We start from the raw sequence: 18,140 nt of genomic DNA, 5'->3' as shown, positions 1-18,140 counted from the left end.
GAGAGGAGTGCGTCCGAGCACCGGACAGGCGGGGAGCCAGGGTGCGGGGCGCGCCTGCGGCGGACTTCCCCTTACCCGCCCCTTCCCGTAGCCAAGGGGCTGCGCCCCCTGGACCCCCGTACGGCCTTCGGCCGTGTCCTCAAGCCCGTCCGGCGATTGAGGCGCGGGGTTCGGGGCGGAGCCCCGACAACGGTCTCAGCGTCGTCTCCCGCCCGGAACCCCCGGAGGAGGCGGCCCCTCCTCCGGGGGATCCGCGTCCTCCGGGTGGTCACGCGGGGGCGCGGGCGGCAGCGGCCCCGCGAGCGTCGGGGCGCTGTGGATTTCCGGGGGCATGCGCAGATACGGGTTCGTGTCGGGGTTCGGCGGGCGGTACGGGGCCGCCGGCCGGTACGGCCCCGGTCCCGGCCCCCGCACGACATCCGGAGCCGGAGCCGGGGCCGGGGCAGAGGCAGCCCCAGCCGCAGGCACACGCGCCTCTGGCCGAGACACCAGGCGCACCAGCAGCGCCCCCGCCCCGCCCGCCCCAGCTCCCCACGCCGCACCCAGCAGCAGCGCCATCCCCGCCCGGCCGCGCAGCTCAATGCCCGCGTCCACCGCGTCGATGCCCAGCACCGACAGCGACGCGTCCGCCGAGACCTCCGTCAGCCACACCAGCAGCGGCAGCGTCAGCGCCGTCACCACGCCCAGCCGCACCGCGCACCGCCCCGCGAAACCGAATGCCCCCCGGCCCTCCGACCGCGTACGCGACGCCGCCAGCACCCCCGCGTACAGCATCGCCACCGCCGCCGCGATCGCCAGCAGCCACACCCGCTCGTCCAGCTCCGCCAGCCTGCCCACCGTCACCGGCTCGTCCTCCGACACCCGCAGCAGTTCGTCCACCGGATCCGGCAGCAGCTTGGCCAGCTCGCCCGTCGCCTCCCCGTCCCACGGCACGAACAGCCCGAGCGGAATCCCCAGCCACACCCCGTTCGGCGCTCCGAGCAGCGCCGCGCCCGCGATCCGCTTCGGGTGGTCGTCCCCGATCGCCGCGTACGAGGCCGCCGCGTACCCCGCCAGGACCGTGACCAGCAGCATGCTCACGATCGCGGACACCGCCGGACGTACCGTCCGCCGCAGCGTCTCCCACACCGCGCCGCGCGGCAGCGGCGTACGGCGTGACGTGAGGAGCGCGATCGCCACCACCCCGAGCACCCAGAGCAACGCGCCCGCGAGCGAATCCGCGGTGTTCACGCTGAACCCCACCGCCGCATCCGCCTCGACCAGGTCCCCGAGCCGGTCCGGCAGTAACCCCCCGATATCACCCACGCCGGGAACCTCGACGCCACCACCGCCCCCGCCACCCACATCGTCCAGGCCCAGCGCCGCCCCGTCGATCGTGATGACGTCGTGACCCGCCCATGCCAGCCCGCCGACCATCGCGACGAACAGGGTCACCACTCCGCCCACCCGTGCGGCGAGTTCGGTCGCCGAGATGTACGGCCCGGCCCCACGCAGTGAACGTAGAAAGAAGTACGCAAGGAACAGCGCCCCGATGAGCCCCACACCAAGTGGCGTGATGTCGACGGCCGTCTGAGCCTGTGTACCTTCCAACCCGAACGCGGACACATCACCTGTGGGGGTAACGGTTCCGCCGACCGCGAGCACCACCACGGCCGCCGTCATGGGCCCGAGCGCCCCGGCCGCGTCCGCTCCCAGCAGGTGCAGCCCGAGTGCGGCGGCGCCCGCCATTCCGACGAGTGCCCAGCTCACCGCAGCGATCGACCCCAGGAGCACATCGCCCCAGCGCACCCTTCTGCCGCTGTCGACCGCGTCCATCCGGACCCCCCGATCCCCATTGGGTTTGCCCCAGTTACCCCTATTCGCGCATGATCCATACGCACTCATGCCTACTCATGGGTGCTTACCACTCTCCGGGCGTGTTTCGTCCGCGTCAACGGTCATCCCGAACGGGGTCTTCACAAGGCCCGACTTTCGGATAGGTGACCGGGCCTGAAATAGTTCCTCACGATGTTCGCCATCCCTAGACTCCCTGTGATGGGGGTAACTCGGGGGACAAGTAGTGGGGCATGGAGTGCCGGAACTCGTACTGGAATTGAACGGAAGTACCTGGACGCTCGATCCGTCCAGGTCGTACACCCTTGGCCGTGATCCGCAGGGCGACCTGGTGATCGACGACCCCAGGGTCTCGTGGCGGCACGCCAGCATCAGCTGGGGCGGCCGCAGTTGGGTGATTGAGGATCACGGCTCGACCAACGGTACATATGTGCAGGGTCAGCGGATCCATCAGCTGGAGATCGGGCCGGGCTCGGCCGTACACCTGGGCAACGCCACCGACGGGCCGCGGCTGAGCCTGTCCGGCGTAGCCGCCGCCGCGTACAGCGCCCAGGCAGCCGCGCCTCAGCAGGCGGCCGTACAGCAGGCCCCACCCCAACAGCAGCAGCAACATCCACAGCCGCACCCACCGCAACAGCAACAGCAAGGCTGGCAGCAACAGCCACAGAATCAACCGCCACCCACCCCGTTCCCTCAGCAGCAGGGACCAGGCGGCGCAGGCGGTGTCGGCGGTGTCGGCGGTGTCGCGGGGGCCCCGCCGGTGTACGGAGACCGCAGCCCGACCACCTTCCATCAGCTGGCCCTCGGCCGGGTGATGCGCATCGGTCGTGCGCTGGAGAACGAACTGGTCGTTTCCGACCTCCAGGTCTCGCGCAACCACGCGGAATTCGTGGCGACCCCGGACGGCCGCTGTGAGATCCGCGACCTCGGTTCCCACAACGGCACCTACGTCAACGGTCAGCCGATAGCCAAGTCCGGCACCGTACTGCTCGGCCCGAACGACATCGTCGGCGTCGGCCACTCGACGTTCCGTCTCGTCGGCGACCGGCTCGAAGAGTTCGTGGACACCGGTGAGGTCTCCTTCTCCGCGCGCCACCTCACGGTGACCGTCGACGGCGGAAAGCAGATCCTGCGGGACGTCTCCTTCGGCGTACCGGAGAAGTCGCTGATCGGCGTCATCGGCCCCTCGGGCTCGGGCAAGTCCACCCTCCTCAAGGCGCTCACCGGCTACCGGCCCGCCAACGAGGGCGACGTCCTCTACGACAACCGCTCCCTCTACAAGCAGTTCGCCGAACTGCGCCAGCGCATCGGTCTGGTCCCGCAGGACGACATCCTGCACACGGAACTCACCGTCCGTAAGGCGCTCAAGTACGCGGCCAAGCTCCGCTTCCCCGGCGACACCGCCGAGTCCGAGCGTGAGGCGCGTATCGGCGAGGTGCTGCGCGAGCTCAAGCTCGACGTCCACAAGGAGAAGAAGGTCAGTTCGCTCTCCGGCGGCCAGCGCAAGCGCGTCTCGGTCGCCCTGGAGCTGCTGACCAAGCCGTCGTTGATCTTCCTCGACGAGCCGACCTCGGGTCTCGACCCGGGCATGGACCGCGATGTCATGCAGCTGCTGCGCGGCCTCGCCGACGACGGCCGTACGGTACTGGTGGTCACCCACTCCGTGGCCGAGCTCGGGCTCTGCGACAAGCTCCTCGTGATGGCCCCCGGCGGCTCGGTGGCGTACTTCGGCCCGCCGGAGGAAGCGCTCAACTTCTTCGGCTACACCACCTGGGCCGACGTCTTCTCCGCGTTCGAGAACTACCGCGACTACGACTGGGCGGGCCGCTGGCGCGGTTCGCAGCACTACCAGATGTACGCCGCGGACATCGACGCCGTCGCCGCGCAGTCGGTGTCCATGCCGTCGCCGCAGCAGATGCGCCCGCCGAAGGCGCAGAGCTGGGGCTCCCAGCTGTGGACGCTGATCCGCCGCTACTCCACGGTGATCGCGTCCGACAAGGGCTTCCTGGGGCTGATGGTGATTCTGCCCGCCGTCCTCGGCGTGGTCAGTGTCGTCATCCCGGCGAAGTTCGGCCTCGGCCCGGCCGTGGCGCCGAGCAAGTTCAACGCCGACGCGGGCACGATCATGCTGATCATCGCGGTCGGCATGTGCTTCTCGGGCGCCGCCAACTCCGTACGAGAGCTGATCAAGGAACGGGTCATCTACGAACGGGAACGGGCCACCGGCCTGTCCCGCTCGGCGTATCTGATGTCCAAGGTGATCGTCCTCGGCGTGATCACGGCCATCCAGGGCGTCATCATCTGCGGTATCGGCTTCGCCACCCGCGATCTGCCCGCCGAGGGCCTGATCATGCCGCCGGCCGTCGAGATCTGCCTCGTGGTCATCGCACTCGGCTTCACCTCGATGATGTTCGGCCTGGTGATCTCCTCGCTGGTGAAGACCGCCGAGAAGACCATGCCGCTGCTGGTCATGTTCGCGATCGTCCAGGTCGTCTTCACCGGCGTTCTCTTCCAGGTCTACAGTTCGCCCGGCCTGGAGCAGTTCGCCTGGCTGATGCCGTCCCGCTGGGCGATCGCGGGGGCGGGCGCGACGCTCGACCTGGGGCACCTGATGCCGCCGTGGGACCCGAACAAGCCCACCGACCTGGATCCGCTGTGGGAGCACTCCGCGGGCCAGTGGGGCCTCAACATCACGATCCTGCTGGCGATCGGCGTCGTCTGCGGCATCGCGGTCGCGCGGCTGCTGCGCCGCCACGAGCCCGAGGTCATGCGCAAGTAACGCGCGGCTCGCGCACGCCAAAGGGCGGCACCCCTTGTGGGGGTGCCGCCCTTCACCGTATGCCTCGGTCAGGTCAAGCAGGTCAAGCAGGTCAAGCGGCGGAGCGGGTTCGCTCAGTAGGCGCTGTCCACGTTGTCCATGGAGCCGTAGCGGTCGGCCGCGTAGTTGCAGGCGGCGACGATGTTGGCGACCGGGTCGTACTGGTTCTTGGCCGTGCCCGCCACGTGGTACGCGTCGAACGTCGGCTTGATCACCTGCAGCAGGCCGATCGAGGGGACACCGTTGATCGCGTTGATGTCCCAGTTGTTGATGGCGTTCGGGTTGCCGCTGGACTCACGCATGATGTTGCGGTGAATCCCCTCGTACGAGCCGGGGATGCCGTGCTTCTTCATGATGGACAGGGCCTCGCGGATCCAGCCGTCCAGGTTGTTCGCGTACACCGGCTTGGCGGCGGCCTTCTTGGCCGGGGCGGCCTTGGCGGCGGCCGGCTGCGCGGTAGCGGCCGGGGTGGCCACGGCGGCGGCCGGGGTGGCCACGGAAGCGGAGGTGCTCGCTCCGGTCGTCACGGTGTCGGCGGAGGCGCTGCCCGGGACGAGCGAGAGCGCGAGGGCCGCCGCTCCGGCGGTGGCGATACCGGCGATGGAGAACTTCTGGGTCTTCAGGCGGGTGAAGGCAGGGGTGCGGAACGTAGGCATACGGGGCGTACCTCTTCGAATAGCGGAAGTCGCAATCAGGCCGGGTGCGGCGCTGCGCTCCTCGGCGGCGACGTTCGCAATTCTTAGCGGCAGCAAAATGATGTGGCAAAGGTGTGACGTACTACCCGTAATAGTGGATCAATAGTGGATCAGGGCCTTGGTGAAACCCCATTTTTCCCGCGCAATTCCGCCCAGTCCCTGTCCAGAAGGCGGTCTCCTGCCCCTTATATGTCCACTATGCGGGTTCGTACGTGATGTACGCCCTATGTGCGGGCTCACATCGCGCGCCCGGCGACTTCACGACGCGTTGCGTCAGCAATGCAAAGAGTGAGGGCTCTCGTCCGGAAGTATGAGGTGGGTATCGCCGAACTCATGCCAGAGGTAAAGACGGCGCAATGCCTCGGTATAACTACGGCACAACGCCTCCCGTCCGGCGATCGCCTCCAGCATCAGAAGATGGGAGGCCTCGGGCTCGTGCAGCCCGGTCAGCAGCCCGTCCACGGCCCGCACACCACGCCCCGGCGTGATGACCAGCCCCGTCCATCCCGAGGCCGCACGCACCACCCTGTCAGGGCCCGTGGCCGACTCCAGGGCGCGTACGGCGGTCGTGCCGACCGCCACGATCCGGCCGCCACCCGCCCGCGCCGCGTTCACCAGCCACGCCGTCGTCACCGGCACCTCGAAACGCTCCGGATACGGCGGCTCGTGCGCCTCCGCCGACGCCACCCCCGTATGCAGGGTGATCGGCGCGAACTGCACGCCCCGGCTCACCAGCTCCGCCACCAGCCGCGCCGTGAAGGGGCGCGCCGCGCTCGGCATCTCCGCGGAGCCCGCGCCGTCGGGGGAAGGGAGCGCGAAAACCGTCTGATACGCCTCCAGGGGCTGGTCCCGCGCCGTGTACCCGTACCGGATCGGCCTGCCGTACCGGTACAGCAACCCCCGCACATCCGCCGGCCCCGACGCCCACCACAGCCGGTCCGCGCCGGGCGCGAGCGGCTCCTCCAGTACGAGCCGCTCGCCCCCGGGAAGCCGTACGACCGCCCCAGGGGGCCCGCCGGGGCGCGGCAGAGTGGTGCCGGAGCCGTCCGGGCGGCGCAGCTCCACCGCCCACCGCCCGTCGTCTCCACGCGTCGAGAAGTGCACGACGACCGCCTCTCCGCCGACCCGCCCGCTGACGGCGGCGGGCAGCGTGGCCGACGTATTGACCACGAGGACGTCCCCGGCGCGCAGCTGTCCGGGAAGGTCGCGGAAGGCGTGGTGGGAGACCTCGGTCCCGCGCGAGACCATCAGGCGTACGTCGTCCCGCCCCGAACCGCGCTCCTCGGCGGGCACCCGGGCGGAGAGCTCCTCGGGCACCCACAGCGCCTCCAGCACGTTCACCGCTCGTCCAGGGCATCCAGGGCATCCAGGGCGTCCTGCGCGTCAGCGGCCACGTCCAGCAGCGCGGGCGCCGCGTACCGCCCGCTCACCGGCCGCTCGTCCAGCAGCCGCAGGAATCCCGGCACCACCGCTTCCGGCGCCGGGCGCGGGCCCTCGTCGTCCGGTACGGCCGCCGCGTACAGATCCGTACGCATGTCACCCGGGTCGACCGTCCACACCCGCAGTTCCGGCTCCTCGACCGCGAGGACCGCCGCGAGCTGGTCGAGCGCCGCCTTCGACGCTCCGTAACCACCCCAGGTCTCGTACGCCTCCGCGGCGGCGTCCGAGCTGACCGCGATCAACGCGCCCGCGCCGGAGGCCCGCAGCAGCGGAAGCGCCTCCTGTACGAGTCCGAGCGCGGCGACCACATTGGTCTCCAGCGCCGCCCGCAGGCCCTCCAACGGCAGCGCGTCCAGCCGCACCAGCGGCTCGGCGCCCAGCGCGCTGGCACTGCTGACCAGCAGATCGAGGCCGCCGAGCCCGCGGGCCGCGGCCACCAGCTCCGTACGGTGCCCCGCATCGGTGACATCACCCGCCACCGCCGCCACCCGTGTCCCGTACGTCTCGCCGATGTGCCGCGCGCTGTCCTCCAGTACGCTCGCGGTCCTGGCACTCAGCACCAGGTCCCAGCCCCGATGGGCGAGGCCCGCCGCGAGAGCACGTCCCAGGCCTTTTGACGCTCCGGTGATCACTGCAACCGCCATGATTCCCATCCCCTTGCTCGGCTTGCTCCGCCTGCTTCCGTCCGGCCCCAACCTAGGAACGCGGCAGCGACCGCCGCTTCGTGCGAGAGGCCCCGTCCACCAGGGAATTCGACCTAGGTCCGCAGCCCTGAGCAGGTGCCGTCTCCAGCCCGATACGGACTGTCACACCACGCCGGTACGGTGAGTTCATGAGTCATCGACCAAGCTCCGGCCTTGCCGCCGTGAGCACCGCGCTCCTCGCGATGAGCAGGCATCTGGAGGTGCGTGACGTGCTGAAGACGATCGTGGCCTCGGCGCGCGATCTCCTCGACGCCGAATACGCGGCGCTGGGCGTGCCCGACGATCACGGCGGCTTCGCGCAGTTCGTGGTCGACGGCGTCAGCGAGGCGCAGTGGAGGGCGATCGGCCCGCTCCCGCGGCAGCACGGCATCCTGGCCTCGATGCTGCGCGACGCGAAGCCGGAGCGCCTCGCGGATGTGCGCAAAGATCCCCGCTTCGAGGGCTGGCCGTCCGCGCACCCGGACATGTCGGATTTCCTCGGCGTTCCGATCAAGGACGGTGACGAGACCCTCGGCGCGCTCTTCCTCGCCAACAAGAGGTGCCCGAAGCCGGAGGGCGGTTGCGGCTTCACCGCCGAGGACGAGGAGCTGCTCACGATCCTCGCCCAGCACGCCGCGATAGCCCTCACCAACGCCCGGCTGTACGAGCGCAGCCGCGAGCTCACCATCGCCGAGGAGCGCTCGCGCCTCGCCCATGAACTGCACGACGCGGTGAGCCAGAAGCTCTTCTCGCTGCGGCTGACCGCACAGGCCGCGACGGCCCTGATAGACCGCGATCCGGCCCGCGCCAAGGGCGAGCTCCAGCAGGTCGCCGCGCTCGCCGCCGAGGCCGCGGACGAACTGCGGGCAGCCGTTGTGGAGTTGCGCCCCGCCGCGCTGGACGAGGACGGCCTGGTCAACACCCTCCGTACGCACATCCAGGTCCTCGACCGGGCACACGCCCCGCGGGTCACCTTCGACAGCTCCGGCGTCCGGGCGCTGCCCGCGGCACAGGAGGAGGCCCTGCTCCGGGTCGCCCAGGAGGCCCTGCACAACGCGCTGCGCCACTCCGGGGCGGACGAGGTCGCTGTGGTCCTGCTCCGCCGCGGCCAGGGCGTGGCCCTCAGCATCACCGACAACGGCAAGGGCTTCGAACCGAGGTCGGTCCGCCGGGCCGGCCGCCACCTGGGACTGGTCTCGATGCGAGACCGGGCGGGCGGGGTCGGCGGCAGGCTCACGGTGGAGTCGGCGCCGGGCAAAGGCACCACGATCGAGATGGAGGTCCCCGGTGGCTGACACCGCGCCCAGGTCGACGACCGGCATCAAGGTCCTGCTCGTCGACGACCACCAGGTGGTCCGCCGGGGCCTGCGTACGTTCCTGGAGATCCAGGGCGACATAGAGGTGGTCGGGGAGGCGGCCGACGGCGCGGAGGGGGTCGCCCGCGCGGAGGAGCTCAAGCCGGACGTGGTCCTCATGGACATCAAGATGCCGGGCATGGACGGCATCGAGGCCCTCCGCAAGCTGCGTGAGCTGGCCAACCCCGCCAAGGTGCTGATCGTCACCAGCTTCACCGAACAGCGCACGGTCGTCCCCGCCCTGCGCGCGGGCGCCTCGGGTTACGTCTACAAGGACGTCGACCCGGAGGCGCTGGCGGGAGCCATCCGCTCGGTCCACGCGGGGCACGTCCTGCTCCAGCCGGAGGTCGCGGGCGCCCTGCTCGCCCAGGACGACCCGAGCAGCGGCACGGGCCGCGGCTCCAACCTCACCGAGCGGGAACGGGAGGTACTGGCCCTGATCGCCGATGGCCGGTCCAACCGCGAGATCGCCCGGGCGCTGGTCCTGTCCGAGAAGACCGTCAAGACGCATGTCTCGAACATTCTGATGAAGCTGGACCTGTCGGACCGCACGCAGGCGGCGCTGTGGGCCGTCCGGCATGGCCTGACGGGCTGACCGGACCGTCTCGTTCCGATCTGAGATTCATACTGTCGGGTGTATGTCACCCACTCGGCGCATCCTGAGGGGCTGAGGGCCGTTCTTCATGGCGTGCTGCGGCGGTAGGCCGCGGCGAACGCTCAGGAGGATTTCGAAGTGAAGAACCTGAAGAGGGCCGCTGCTCTCACCATGGTCGCGGGCAGCCTGGTCGCGGCGGGCGCGGGTGTGGCGTCCGCCACGTCGGGCACGGGCGCGGAGGCGCATGGGGCGGCCGTCAAGTCCCCGGGCATCGCCTCCGGCAACCTGGTCCAGGCCCCGGTCCACGTCCCGGTGAACGTGTCCGGCAACACGGTGAATGTGGTCGGCGCGCTGAACCCGACGTTCGACAACGCCGCCTACACCGACTGACAACCGGGCCCTTGGGCGTTGCGTGGGGGCTGCGCCCCGAGGCCGCGTGGCGGGGGACTTTGCTCCGTGACGGGGGGTGTTTCCCCCGCCCCGCCTCCGGGTGCTCCGGCGGTTCCCTGGCGGGAGGGGGGAGGTTACGTGGGGGCTGACACCCCCACACCCCGTGCCCCGGACCGGAGAGAAGATACGCGGTGGCGCGTGGGGCCGACGCCCCAAGGTGCTCCGGCGGCTCCGCCGCGTAGGGGACGGGCCCGTCGTCCGTGCCGGCCAAGCCGGCCGACCTCGTGCCCGGGGGCACCCACCCCGTACCGGGCGAGACCGATGGCGACCTGTGCCCCGGCCATACGCCACCCGCGCCGAGCAGGACGGGGTCAACCCCGTGCCCCAGGCCACACGGGCCCGCACCCGTGCCGGGCGAGACCGGCGGCGACCCGTGCCCGGGCCGCATGGGCCCGCGCCGAGCAGGACGACAGGGCACACGGCCCCCGCCCGTGCCGGGCGAGACCGGCCGCCACCCGTACTCCCGGCCACACGCCACCCGCGCCGAGCAGGACGGGGTCAACCCCGTGCCCCAGGCCACACGGGCCCGCACCCGTGCCGGGCCAGACCGGCGGCGACCTGTGCCCCACGCCACACGCACCCGCACCTCACCCGCACCGCACCCGCACCGCACCCGCGCCAAGCGCACAGGTCACACGTCCCGTTCCTGCGCCTCCACATACGCGTTGTACGCCGCCACCTGCGCCCGTCTCGCCACCCGCTCCACCGGCCGCAGCGCCTCCCCCCTCGCCGCCATCTCCGACGCGCTCACCGCACCGCCGGGCCCCTTCTCGTACGCCACCGAGACCAGCAGCCTCACCCGCTGCGCCAGCTCCAGCACCCGCACCGCCCGCGGCGGATACCCCGGAGCCAGCATCTCGCCCGGGCCTCGCCCCGCCCGTGCCCGGTACGCGTCCACCGCCGCCTCCGCCACCGGGCCCGACCCCGCCACATCCAGCCGGGTCAGCGCGGCCGTCGCGTCCCGCAGCGCCTCCGCCAGCTCACGTTCCGCCTCCGAGAGCGAGGGCACATCCGCCGGCGGCGCCTCCCGCACCGGCAGGCAGCGCCAGACCACCTCCACATGCACGTCCCCGGCCGGCCCCGCCTCGTCCACCTCCGGCACCAACCCGTACGCGCCACCCGAGGCGACGACCGCCTCCTCCGCGTCAAGGGCCCGCGCGTTGAACTCGGGCGGTCCGCTGAGCCCCAGCGGATGCCCCGGCGCGGGCAGCGCCACCCGGTACCCGGTCACCCCGAGCGCCCGCAGCCGCCCCAGCGCCAGCGTGAGCCCCACCGGCCCCGTCTCGCCCGGCAGCCCCTCCACCCGGTGCAGCGCGTCGTCGCCGACGATCGCGTGCGCCGCGTCATCCGGTGATACAAATCCGGCCAACAGGGCATTTCCCCATGCGGCCAGCCGTCCTGAGCGTGGTTCCGAGAGCATGGACCCAGCCTAGAGACCGGGCCTGCGGGCCGGGCCACCCGACCGGTGGCGTAGGTTTTCCCTGGGAGCCGCGCCCACAGGCGCACGAAAGGCCCCAATACCTCACCTCAAGACGAATGCATGGGGAGACAACGCGCTCATGAGCGATGTACTGGAGCTGGTGGACGTATCCGTGGTCCGCGACGGACGCGCTCTGGTGGACGACGTCTCCTGGTCGGTCAAGGAGGGGGAGCGCTGGGTCATCCTCGGCCCCAACGGCGCGGGCAAGACCACCCTCCTCAACATCGCTTCCAGCTACCTCTACCCGACCACGGGCACGGCGATGATCCTCGGCGAGCGGCTCGGCGCCGTCGACGTGTTCGAGCTCCGCCCCCGTATCGGCATGGCGGGCATCGCGATGGCCGAAAAGCTCCCCAAGCGCCAGACCGTGCTGCAGACCGTGCTCACCGCCGCGTACGGCATGACCGCCACCTGGCACGAGAACTACGAAGCCGTCGACGAGGAGCGCGCCCGCGCCTTCCTCGATCGCCTCGGCATGACCGACTTCCTGGACCGCAAGTTCGGCACGCTCTCCGAGGGCGAGCGCAAGCGCACCATGATCGCGCGCGCGATGATGACCGACCCCGAGCTGCTGCTCCTCGACGAGCCCGCCGCCGGCCTCGACCTCGGCGGGCGCGAGGACCTGGTCCGCCGCCTGGGCCGCCTTGCCCGCGACCCGTATGCCCCGTCCATGATCATGGTTACGCACCATGTCGAGGAGATCGCTCCGGGCTTCACCCACGTCCTGATGATCCGTCAGGGCAAGGTGACGGCCGCCGGTCCCATGGAGACCGAGCTGACCTCCCGTAACCTCTCGCTCTGCTTCGGCCTGCCGCTGCTGGTCGAGCAGAACGGCGAGCGCTGGACGGCGCACGGCCTCCCCCTCGGCTGACGCCGAACGCCGGACGCCGAACGCCAACCGCGGAGCACCGGAGCACCGGCGTATCCGGGACCGACCGATCTCGCCCCCTGTCCGACCATGACGGGCGGAACTACCATGATGACGTGGACATCGACGCATGGGTGTGGTGGCTGATAGGCGCGGTCGGTCTGGGCATTCCGCTCGTCCTCACCGCGATGCCCGAATTCGGCATGTTCTCCGCGGGAGCGGTGGCCGCGGCCGTCGTCGCGGCAATCGGCGGCGGCACAGTGGCCCAAGTGCTCGTCTTCGCCGTGGTCTCCGTCGCGCTCATCGCGGTCGTACGTCCCATAGCGACCCGGCACAGAGTCCAGAGCCCCCAATTCGCCAGCGGCATCGACGCGCTGAAGGGCCGTCAGGCCGTCGTCCTCGAACGGGTCGACGGCAACGGCGGCCGGATCAAGCTCGCCGGTGAAATCTGGTCCGCGCGCTCACTCGACGCGGACATGTCCTTCGAAGCCGGCCAGCAGGTCGACGTCGTGGAGATCGACGGCGCCACCGCTGTGGTCATGTGAGATAACAGCCCGAATACCCCCCACTCCAGCCCGTGTTCTGACAAACTCGATCATCAGAATCATCCGGCAGCGAAGGGCACAGGGAACGCGATGCAACCGATCATCATCGTCCTGATCATTCTGGTGGTGCTGGTCTTCATCGCCCTGATCAAGACGATCCAGGTCATCCCGCAGGCCAGCGCCGCCATCGTCGAACGGTTCGGCCGCTATACGCGCACCCTCAACGCGGGCCTGAACATTGTCGTCCCGTTCATCGACTCGATCCGCAACCGCATCGACCTCCGCGAACAGGTCGTGCCCTTCCCGCCCCAGCCGGTGATCACCCAGGACAACCTCGTGGTGAACATCGACACCGTCATCTACTACCAGGTGACCGACGCCCGCGCCGCGACGTACGAAGTCGCCAGCTACATCCAGGCGATCGAGCAGCTCACCGTCACCACCCTGCGGAACATCATCGGCGGCATGGACCTGGAGCGGACACTGACCTCCCGCGAGGAGATCAACGCGGCCCTGCGCGGCGTACTGGACGAGGCCACCGGCAAATGGGGCATCCGCGTCAACCGCGTCGAGCTCAAGGCCATCGAGCCGCCCACCTCCATCCAGGACTCGATGGAGAAGCAGATGCGCGCCGACCGCGACAAGCGCGCCGCGATCCTGACCGCCGAAGGCATCCGCCAGTCCGCGATCCTGACCGCCGAGGGTGAGAAGCAGTCCGCGATCCTGCGCGCCGAAGGTGAGGCCAAGGCGGCGGCGCTGCGCGCCGAGGGCGAGGCCCAGGCCATCCGTACGGTCTTCGAGTCCATCCACGCCGGAGACGCCGACGAGAAGCTCCTCGCCTACCAGTACCTCCAGATGCTTCCGAAGATCGCCGAGGGCGACGCCAACAAGCTCTGGATCGTGCCGAGCGAGATCGGCGACGCGCTCAAGGGCCTCAGCGGGGCCATGGGGAACATGGGCCCGATGGGCGGCGGCTCGGGTGGCGCCATGAAGAAGTCCGGCACCAGGGGCAACGGCGGCAACGGCGGCAACGGTGACAACGGCGGCAGTGGCTCAGAACGCCGCGAACGGCCCCCCATCGACTGAAGCGGAACGCTCTCATGCATGATCGGCGGTGGCCCCTCGACCTTTAATGGCGGGGAGGCGACTCGCTGAGCATGTAAGGAGATGGCTTTGTCCATCTGGGAAGCACTCGCCGTCTTCGGCGCGGGCATCGGCGCAGGCACCATCAACACCATCGTCGGTTCGGGAACGCTCATCACCTTCCCGGTTCTTCTCGCCACCGGCCTCCCGCCGGTGACCGCCACCGTCTCCAACGGCCTCGGCCTGCTCCCCGGCGCGATCAGCGGAGCCATCGGCTACCGCGCGGAGCTCAAAGGCCAGCGCGCCCTCATCCTGCGGCTGTCCGCCGCCGCCGCGATCGGCGGCATCAGCGGAGCCGTGCTGCTCCTGACACTGCCATCGACGGCCTTCGAGACGATCGTGCCCGTACTGGTCGGGCTCGCGCTCGTCCTGGTGATCCTCCAGCCGTACATCACGAAGGCGGTCCAGCGCCGCCGCGAGGACAACGGCACCCACGCCCACCCCAAGGGCGGCCTGCTCCTGCTCACGGGACTGCTCTTCGCCAGCGTCTACGGCGGCTATTTCACCGCGGCCCAGGGGATCATCTACCTCTCCCTGATGGGGATGTTGCTCGACGAGAGCCTGCAACGCCTCAACGCCGTCAAGAATGTTCTCGCCGCCGTCGTCAACAGCGTCGCCGCGATCTTCTTCCTCTTCGTCGCGCACTTCGACTGGACGGCGGTCCTGCTGCTCGCGGTCGGCTCCGCGATCGGCGGCCAGCTCGGGGCCAAGGTCGGCCGCCGCCTCCCGCCGACAGCGCTGCGCGTGCTGGTCGTGGTCGTCGGCACGGTCGCGATCGTTCAGCTGCTGCTGCGCTGACGCACGAGAGCGCCCGCCTTCGCGTACGAAGACGGGCGCTCTCACCAGAACCTGCGGGCTACGCGGCGGGCTGCGCCGCCAGCCACTGCGGCAGCTCCGACCGCTCACCGGCGCGCATCCCGAGCAGCATCGCCTGCGCGGGAGACGGTATGAACGGCTCGCGCAGCAGCGGCATCCCCGCCTGCTCCGGCGTACGGTCCGCTTTGTGGTGGTTGTCCTCGGCGCAGGAGGCAACCGTGTTCAGCCAGCTGTCCGCACCGCCGTGCGACCGCGGCACCACATGGTCCACGGTCGTGGCGCGCCTGTCGCAGTACGCGCACCGGTGCTGGTCCCGTATCAGCACGCCACGTCTTGACCACGGGGCCTGTCTTCGAAACGGCACCCTGACATAGCGGCAGAGTCTGATCACCCGGGGCACCGGAAGATCGACCGCGGCGGCGCGCATACGGAGTCCGGGGTGGGTCTGCTCGACGACGGCCTTGTCCTGGAGCACCAGCACCACCGCCCGGTTGAGCGTCACTGTCGACAGCGGCTCGAAGCTCGCGTTCAGTACCAGGGTGTCCCGCATCTCGCCCACCTCCCGTTCGCCGGCCCAGCCCATGTGCGGGCCGTCGGCTTGGATCAACTCTCGCCGGGCGCGCCGAAATGGACAACGCAATAAAAAATGCCCTGCCCTGATCTCTCCAAGACCAGGGCAGGGCAAACAACGAACGAACGCTCGGCTCCTACGAGGAGGGGCCCTCGTACTCGCCGATCAGCTGAGCACGGGCCAGCGTGTGGAACCGCAGATTGAAGCCAACAGCCGCGGGCGAGGCGTCCGCGTCCGGGCCGAGCTTCTCGCTGTCCACCGCGTACACCGTAAACACATAGCGGTGCTTCTCACCGGCGGGCGGCGCGGCGCCGCCGAAGTCCCTCGACCCGTAGTCGTTACGGACATGCGCGGCGCCCTGGGGCAGCCCCTCGAACTTGCCGCTGCCCGCACCCGCCGGCAGCTCCGAGACCGACGCCGGGATGTCGAAGAGCACCCAGTGCCAGAACCCGCTGCCCGTCGGCGCGTCCGGATCGAAGCACGTCACGGCGAAACTCCTGGTCTCCGCCGGAAAACCGTCCCACCGCAGGTGCGGCGAGGTGTTGCCCGCCGCGTAGACCTGGGCGTCCTTCAGCACCGACCCTGGCGCGAGGTCATCACTCACCACCGTGAACGACGGCACCGCCGGGTGAAAGTCGTGCGGAAGGGGCGCCCTCTTGAGCTCGGTCACGTCTCAACCTCCGATTTCGGCTGCCTGGCTGCCTGGCTGCCTGTACGTGGGACTGTAGAGGCCTAGAGCCAGTTACGACGCCCGCCGACATCGGCGAGCCACTGGTTGAGGTACGCCGCCCAGTCGGTCGACTGGAAGTCGTGGTGCCCCACCGTGAAAGCCTTGTACGAGTCACTGCTCTCGCTGAACAGCCCCGGCTTCTTGTCCATCTCCAGGATGACGTCCATCTCGCGGGCGTCCGCGACGAACGTCAGCTCGATCTGGTTCAGCCCGCGGTACTGCTGGGGCGGGAAGAACTCGATCTCCTGGTAGAACGGCAGCTGCTGCCGCGTCCCCCGGATGTGCCCCCGCTCCATGTCCGCGCTCTTGAAGCGGAAGCCCAACTGCACAAAGGCGTCCAGGATGGCCTGCTGCGCCGGCAGCGGATGCACGCTGATCGCGTCCAGGTCGCCCGAGTCCAGGGCCCGCGCGATCTCCAGCTCGGTGGTCACACCGATGTTCATCCCGCGCAGCTGCTGCCCGGCGATGCTCGTGACCGGGGTCTCCCACGGAATCTCGAGCCCGAACGGCACCACGTGCACCGCCCCCGCCTTCACCTCGAAGGCGCCACCGAGCCGCTGCTTGGTGAACTCGATGTCCTGCTTGACCTCCTGCTGGTCACCACCCTCGACCTCGACCTTGGCCTGCAGACCGACGGAAAGCCCCTCGATCTGCTGATCCACCGAGCCGCCCTGGATGCGCACCTCGCCCTGCACGACACCGCCCGGCACGACGTTCGCCTCGGTCAGCTCCGTCTCCACGGAAGCACCGCCGGCGCCCATGCTCGCAAGCAGCCTCTTGAAGCCCATGTCTGTCCCCTTCTCGGTCCCGCTGGTTTCTGACCTCTACATACGCGTCTACATACGCGCGACGACCGTGGCCGGTTCCCGTGGCCGGTTCCCCGGTACCCTCGGGCGTCATGATCGAGAGCCCCGACCGTACGCCGCTCGCCCGGGAGTTTTTCGACCGCCCTGTACTGGAGGTCGCTCCCGAACTCCTCGGCTGCACCCTGGTACGCCTCACCGACGACGGACCCATCGAGGTGCGCCTGACCGAGGTGGAGGCATATGCGGGCGATCTGGACCCGGGGTCCCACGCTTTCCGTGGTCGCACAGCGCGCAACGACGTGATGTTCGGCCCGCCCGGTCACGCGTACGTCTACTTCACCTACGGAATGTGGCACTGCCTCAACGTGGTGTGCGGCCCTGAAGGCAGGGCGAGCGGGATCCTGCTGCGCGCGGGAGAGATCCAGCGAGGTGCTGAACTGGCGCACAAACGTCGATTCTCGGCCCGCCATGCGAGAGAACTGGCCAAAGGCCCCGCCCGCCTGGCCACGGCCCTGGACGTCGACCGCACCCTCAATGGCACCGACCTCTGCGCAGGCCCCGCTGCACCTCTGTACCTACTGACCGGTACGCCGCCGGAGCCTGACCAGGTGCGCAGCGGCCCTCGTACGGGAGTGGGCGGAGCCGGGGCCCACCACCCCTGGCGGTTCTGGATCGACAGTGACCCTACGGTCAGTCCCTACCGGGCACACATCCCGCGCCGCAGGGCAACTTGACTCGCCTCGCGGGGACGCCTAACGTAGCCCGAGCCGCTTGACACGGGCCCTGCTGTTCAGCAACCCGAAGTGGCCATCCACTACATATGACGAACCCAACCGGGTGCGGTTTCGCTATGTCGAAATTCAAGCCCAGTGACTCGATTATGAGTCACCCGGTAAATCGGTTAACGTAGTGAACACGCCGAAAGGCAAAGAGGCTCTCCAACAGCCACTGAAATCGAATTCCGAAGCTGGTAACAGAAGCGGAAAAGGTTCTGGTAAAGTTGGAATCGCCGGAAAGCCGAAAGGCTGGAAAGTGAAACCCCGCCGACTGGGGAATCGGACACGAAAGTGTCTGGTAGAGTCGGAAACGCAGGACCGAAGGGAAGCGCCCGGAGGAAAGCCCGAGAGGGTGAGTACAAAGGAAGCGTCCGTTCCTTGAGAACTCAACAGCGTGCCAAAAGTCAACGCCAGATATGTTGATACCCCGGCCTGATGCAGTCTGTGTCAGGTTGGTGGTTCCTTTGAAGAACAAAACATAGCGAGGACGCTGTGGACAGTCGGGCTTATTCCGCCCGGTCTGTCCCGCTCTTGTG

17 protein-coding genes are annotated in these 18,140 nt (G+C 69.5%); 9 read left to right on the top strand and 8 right to left on the bottom strand.

Annotated features, from left to right (window positions below; genetic code table 11):
- Positions 1 to 195 precede the first annotated feature (195 nt).
- Positions 196 to 1,815 (bottom strand): streptophobe family protein, encoded by a 1,620-nt coding sequence (locus tag ACIHCQ_RS13860; protein WP_399661514.1) that lies wholly within the window; start codon positions 1,813 to 1,815, stop codon positions 196 to 198.
- A gap of 244 nt (positions 1,816 to 2,059) precedes the next feature.
- Here ACIHCQ_RS13860 and ACIHCQ_RS13855 point away from each other — a divergent pair, with 244 nt between their 5' ends.
- A complete protein-coding gene (locus tag ACIHCQ_RS13855; protein WP_399661512.1) occupies positions 2,060 to 4,612 on the top strand; it encodes an FHA domain-containing protein in 2,553 nt (850 codons plus the stop codon).
- Positions 4,613 to 4,725: 113 nt separating this feature from the next.
- Here the strand turns inward: ACIHCQ_RS13855 and ACIHCQ_RS13850 are convergent, their stop codons facing one another.
- The 3 genes from ACIHCQ_RS13850 to ACIHCQ_RS13840 form a co-directional block, all read right to left on the bottom strand.
- The gene (locus tag ACIHCQ_RS13850; protein ID WP_399661510.1) at positions 4,726 to 5,307 is read right to left on the bottom strand and encodes a transglycosylase SLT domain-containing protein; all 582 of its coding nucleotides are present in this window, start codon (positions 5,305 to 5,307) and stop codon (positions 4,726 to 4,728) included.
- A gap of 312 nt (positions 5,308 to 5,619) precedes the next feature.
- Positions 5,620 to 6,687: an S-adenosylmethionine:tRNA ribosyltransferase-isomerase gene (locus ACIHCQ_RS13845; protein WP_399661508.1), complete on the bottom strand. Its 1,068-nt coding sequence runs from the start codon at positions 6,685 to 6,687 to the stop codon at positions 5,620 to 5,622.
- Positions 6,684 to 7,430: an SDR family NAD(P)-dependent oxidoreductase gene (locus ACIHCQ_RS13840; protein ID WP_399661506.1), complete on the bottom strand. Its 747-nt coding sequence runs from the start codon at positions 7,428 to 7,430 to the stop codon at positions 6,684 to 6,686. The genes ACIHCQ_RS13845 and ACIHCQ_RS13840 overlap by 4 nt, the downstream gene beginning before the upstream one ends.
- Positions 7,431 to 7,618: 188 nt before the next feature.
- Here ACIHCQ_RS13840 and ACIHCQ_RS13835 point away from each other — a divergent pair, with 188 nt between their 5' ends.
- From ACIHCQ_RS13835 to ACIHCQ_RS13825, 3 genes are all read left to right on the top strand, one after another.
- Positions 7,619 to 8,764, top strand: coding sequence for a GAF domain-containing sensor histidine kinase (locus ACIHCQ_RS13835; RefSeq protein ID WP_399661504.1), 1,146 nt, complete (start codon positions 7,619 to 7,621; stop codon positions 8,762 to 8,764).
- Positions 8,757 to 9,419, top strand: a complete 663-nt coding sequence (locus tag ACIHCQ_RS13830; protein WP_399661502.1) for a response regulator — start codon at positions 8,757 to 8,759, stop codon at positions 9,417 to 9,419. Before ACIHCQ_RS13835 ends, ACIHCQ_RS13830 begins: the two co-directional genes overlap by 8 nt.
- A 138-nt stretch (positions 9,420 to 9,557) precedes the next feature.
- On the top strand, positions 9,558 to 9,809 hold the full coding sequence (locus ACIHCQ_RS13825) for a chaplin (protein WP_399661500.1): 252 nt from the start codon (positions 9,558 to 9,560) through the stop codon (positions 9,807 to 9,809).
- Between the two features lie 691 nt (positions 9,810 to 10,500).
- On the opposite strand, the gene ACIHCQ_RS13820 is transcribed toward ACIHCQ_RS13825, so the two are convergent.
- On the bottom strand, positions 10,501 to 11,289 hold the full coding sequence (locus ACIHCQ_RS13820; protein WP_399661498.1) for a hypothetical protein: 789 nt from the start codon (positions 11,287 to 11,289) through the stop codon (positions 10,501 to 10,503).
- 139 nt (positions 11,290 to 11,428) lie between these two features.
- Here ACIHCQ_RS13820 and ACIHCQ_RS13815 point away from each other — a divergent pair, with 139 nt between their 5' ends.
- From ACIHCQ_RS13815 to ACIHCQ_RS13800, 4 genes are all read left to right on the top strand, one after another.
- Positions 11,429 to 12,220, top strand: a complete 792-nt coding sequence (locus ACIHCQ_RS13815) for an ABC transporter ATP-binding protein (RefSeq protein ID WP_399661496.1) — start codon at positions 11,429 to 11,431, stop codon at positions 12,218 to 12,220.
- 113 nt (positions 12,221 to 12,333) lie between these two features.
- Positions 12,334 to 12,762, top strand: coding sequence for an NfeD family protein (locus ACIHCQ_RS13810; RefSeq protein WP_399661494.1), 429 nt, complete (start codon positions 12,334 to 12,336; stop codon positions 12,760 to 12,762).
- Between the two features lie 90 nt (positions 12,763 to 12,852).
- Positions 12,853 to 13,848 carry an SPFH domain-containing protein gene (locus tag ACIHCQ_RS13805; protein ID WP_399661492.1) on the top strand — a complete coding sequence of 332 codons (996 nt, stop codon included), beginning with the start codon at positions 12,853 to 12,855 and terminating at the stop codon, positions 13,846 to 13,848.
- Between the two features lie 81 nt (positions 13,849 to 13,929).
- On the top strand, positions 13,930 to 14,703 hold the full coding sequence (locus tag ACIHCQ_RS13800; RefSeq protein WP_399661490.1) for a sulfite exporter TauE/SafE family protein: 774 nt from the start codon (positions 13,930 to 13,932) through the stop codon (positions 14,701 to 14,703).
- A 58-nt stretch (positions 14,704 to 14,761) separates the two neighbouring features.
- Here the strand turns inward: ACIHCQ_RS13800 and ACIHCQ_RS13795 are convergent, their stop codons facing one another.
- From ACIHCQ_RS13795 to ACIHCQ_RS13785, 3 genes are all read right to left on the bottom strand, one after another.
- Positions 14,762 to 15,271, bottom strand: coding sequence for an HNH endonuclease (locus ACIHCQ_RS13795; protein ID WP_399661488.1), 510 nt, complete (start codon positions 15,269 to 15,271; stop codon positions 14,762 to 14,764).
- A 157-nt stretch (positions 15,272 to 15,428) separates the two neighbouring features.
- A complete protein-coding gene (locus ACIHCQ_RS13790) occupies positions 15,429 to 15,962 on the bottom strand; it encodes a YbhB/YbcL family Raf kinase inhibitor-like protein (RefSeq protein WP_399661486.1) in 534 nt (177 codons plus the stop codon).
- Positions 15,963 to 16,024: 62 nt separating this feature from the next.
- Entirely contained in the window at positions 16,025 to 16,810 is a 786-nt protein-coding gene (locus ACIHCQ_RS13785) for a sporulation protein (RefSeq protein WP_399661484.1), read from the bottom strand.
- Between the two features lie 110 nt (positions 16,811 to 16,920).
- Here ACIHCQ_RS13785 and ACIHCQ_RS13780 point away from each other — a divergent pair, with 110 nt between their 5' ends.
- Positions 16,921 to 17,562, top strand: a complete 642-nt coding sequence (locus tag ACIHCQ_RS13780; protein ID WP_399661482.1) for a DNA-3-methyladenine glycosylase — start codon at positions 16,921 to 16,923, stop codon at positions 17,560 to 17,562.
- The last annotated feature ends 578 nt before the right edge of the window (positions 17,563 to 18,140 follow it).

It is taken from the genome of Streptomyces sp. NPDC052236 (genome assembly GCF_044548015.1).
GTDB lineage: Bacteria > Actinomycetota > Actinomycetes > Streptomycetales > Streptomycetaceae > Streptomyces.
This window is presented reverse-complemented; position numbering and strand designations above follow the sequence as displayed.

Excerpts from the sequence above, each read along its gene's own strand:
- ACIHCQ_RS13820 (WP_399661498.1), bottom strand. The coding sequence starts at position 11,289 with ATGCTCTCGGAACCACGCTCAGGACGGCTGGCCGCATGGGGAAATGCC.
- ACIHCQ_RS13785 (WP_399661484.1), bottom strand. The coding sequence starts at position 16,810 with ATGGGCTTCAAGAGGCTGCTTGCGAGCATGGGCGCCGGCGGTGCTTCC.
- ACIHCQ_RS13850 (WP_399661510.1), bottom strand. The coding sequence starts at position 5,307 with ATGCCTACGTTCCGCACCCCTGCCTTCACCCGCCTGAAGACCCAGAAG.
- ACIHCQ_RS13815 (WP_399661496.1), top strand. The coding sequence starts at position 11,429 with ATGAGCGATGTACTGGAGCTGGTGGACGTATCCGTGGTCCGCGACGGA.
- ACIHCQ_RS13840 (WP_399661506.1), bottom strand. The coding sequence starts at position 7,430 with ATGGCGGTTGCAGTGATCACCGGAGCGTCAAAAGGCCTGGGACGTGCT.
- ACIHCQ_RS13860 (WP_399661514.1), bottom strand. The coding sequence starts at position 1,815 with ATGGACGCGGTCGACAGCGGCAGAAGGGTGCGCTGGGGCGATGTGCTC.
- ACIHCQ_RS13800 (WP_399661490.1), top strand. The coding sequence starts at position 13,930 with ATGGCTTTGTCCATCTGGGAAGCACTCGCCGTCTTCGGCGCGGGCATC.
- ACIHCQ_RS13780 (WP_399661482.1), top strand. The coding sequence starts at position 16,921 with ATGATCGAGAGCCCCGACCGTACGCCGCTCGCCCGGGAGTTTTTCGAC.
- ACIHCQ_RS13795 (WP_399661488.1), bottom strand. The coding sequence starts at position 15,271 with ATGCGGGACACCCTGGTACTGAACGCGAGCTTCGAGCCGCTGTCGACA.
- ACIHCQ_RS13805 (WP_399661492.1), top strand. The coding sequence starts at position 12,853 with ATGCAACCGATCATCATCGTCCTGATCATTCTGGTGGTGCTGGTCTTC.
- ACIHCQ_RS13835 (WP_399661504.1), top strand. The coding sequence starts at position 7,619 with ATGAGTCATCGACCAAGCTCCGGCCTTGCCGCCGTGAGCACCGCGCTC.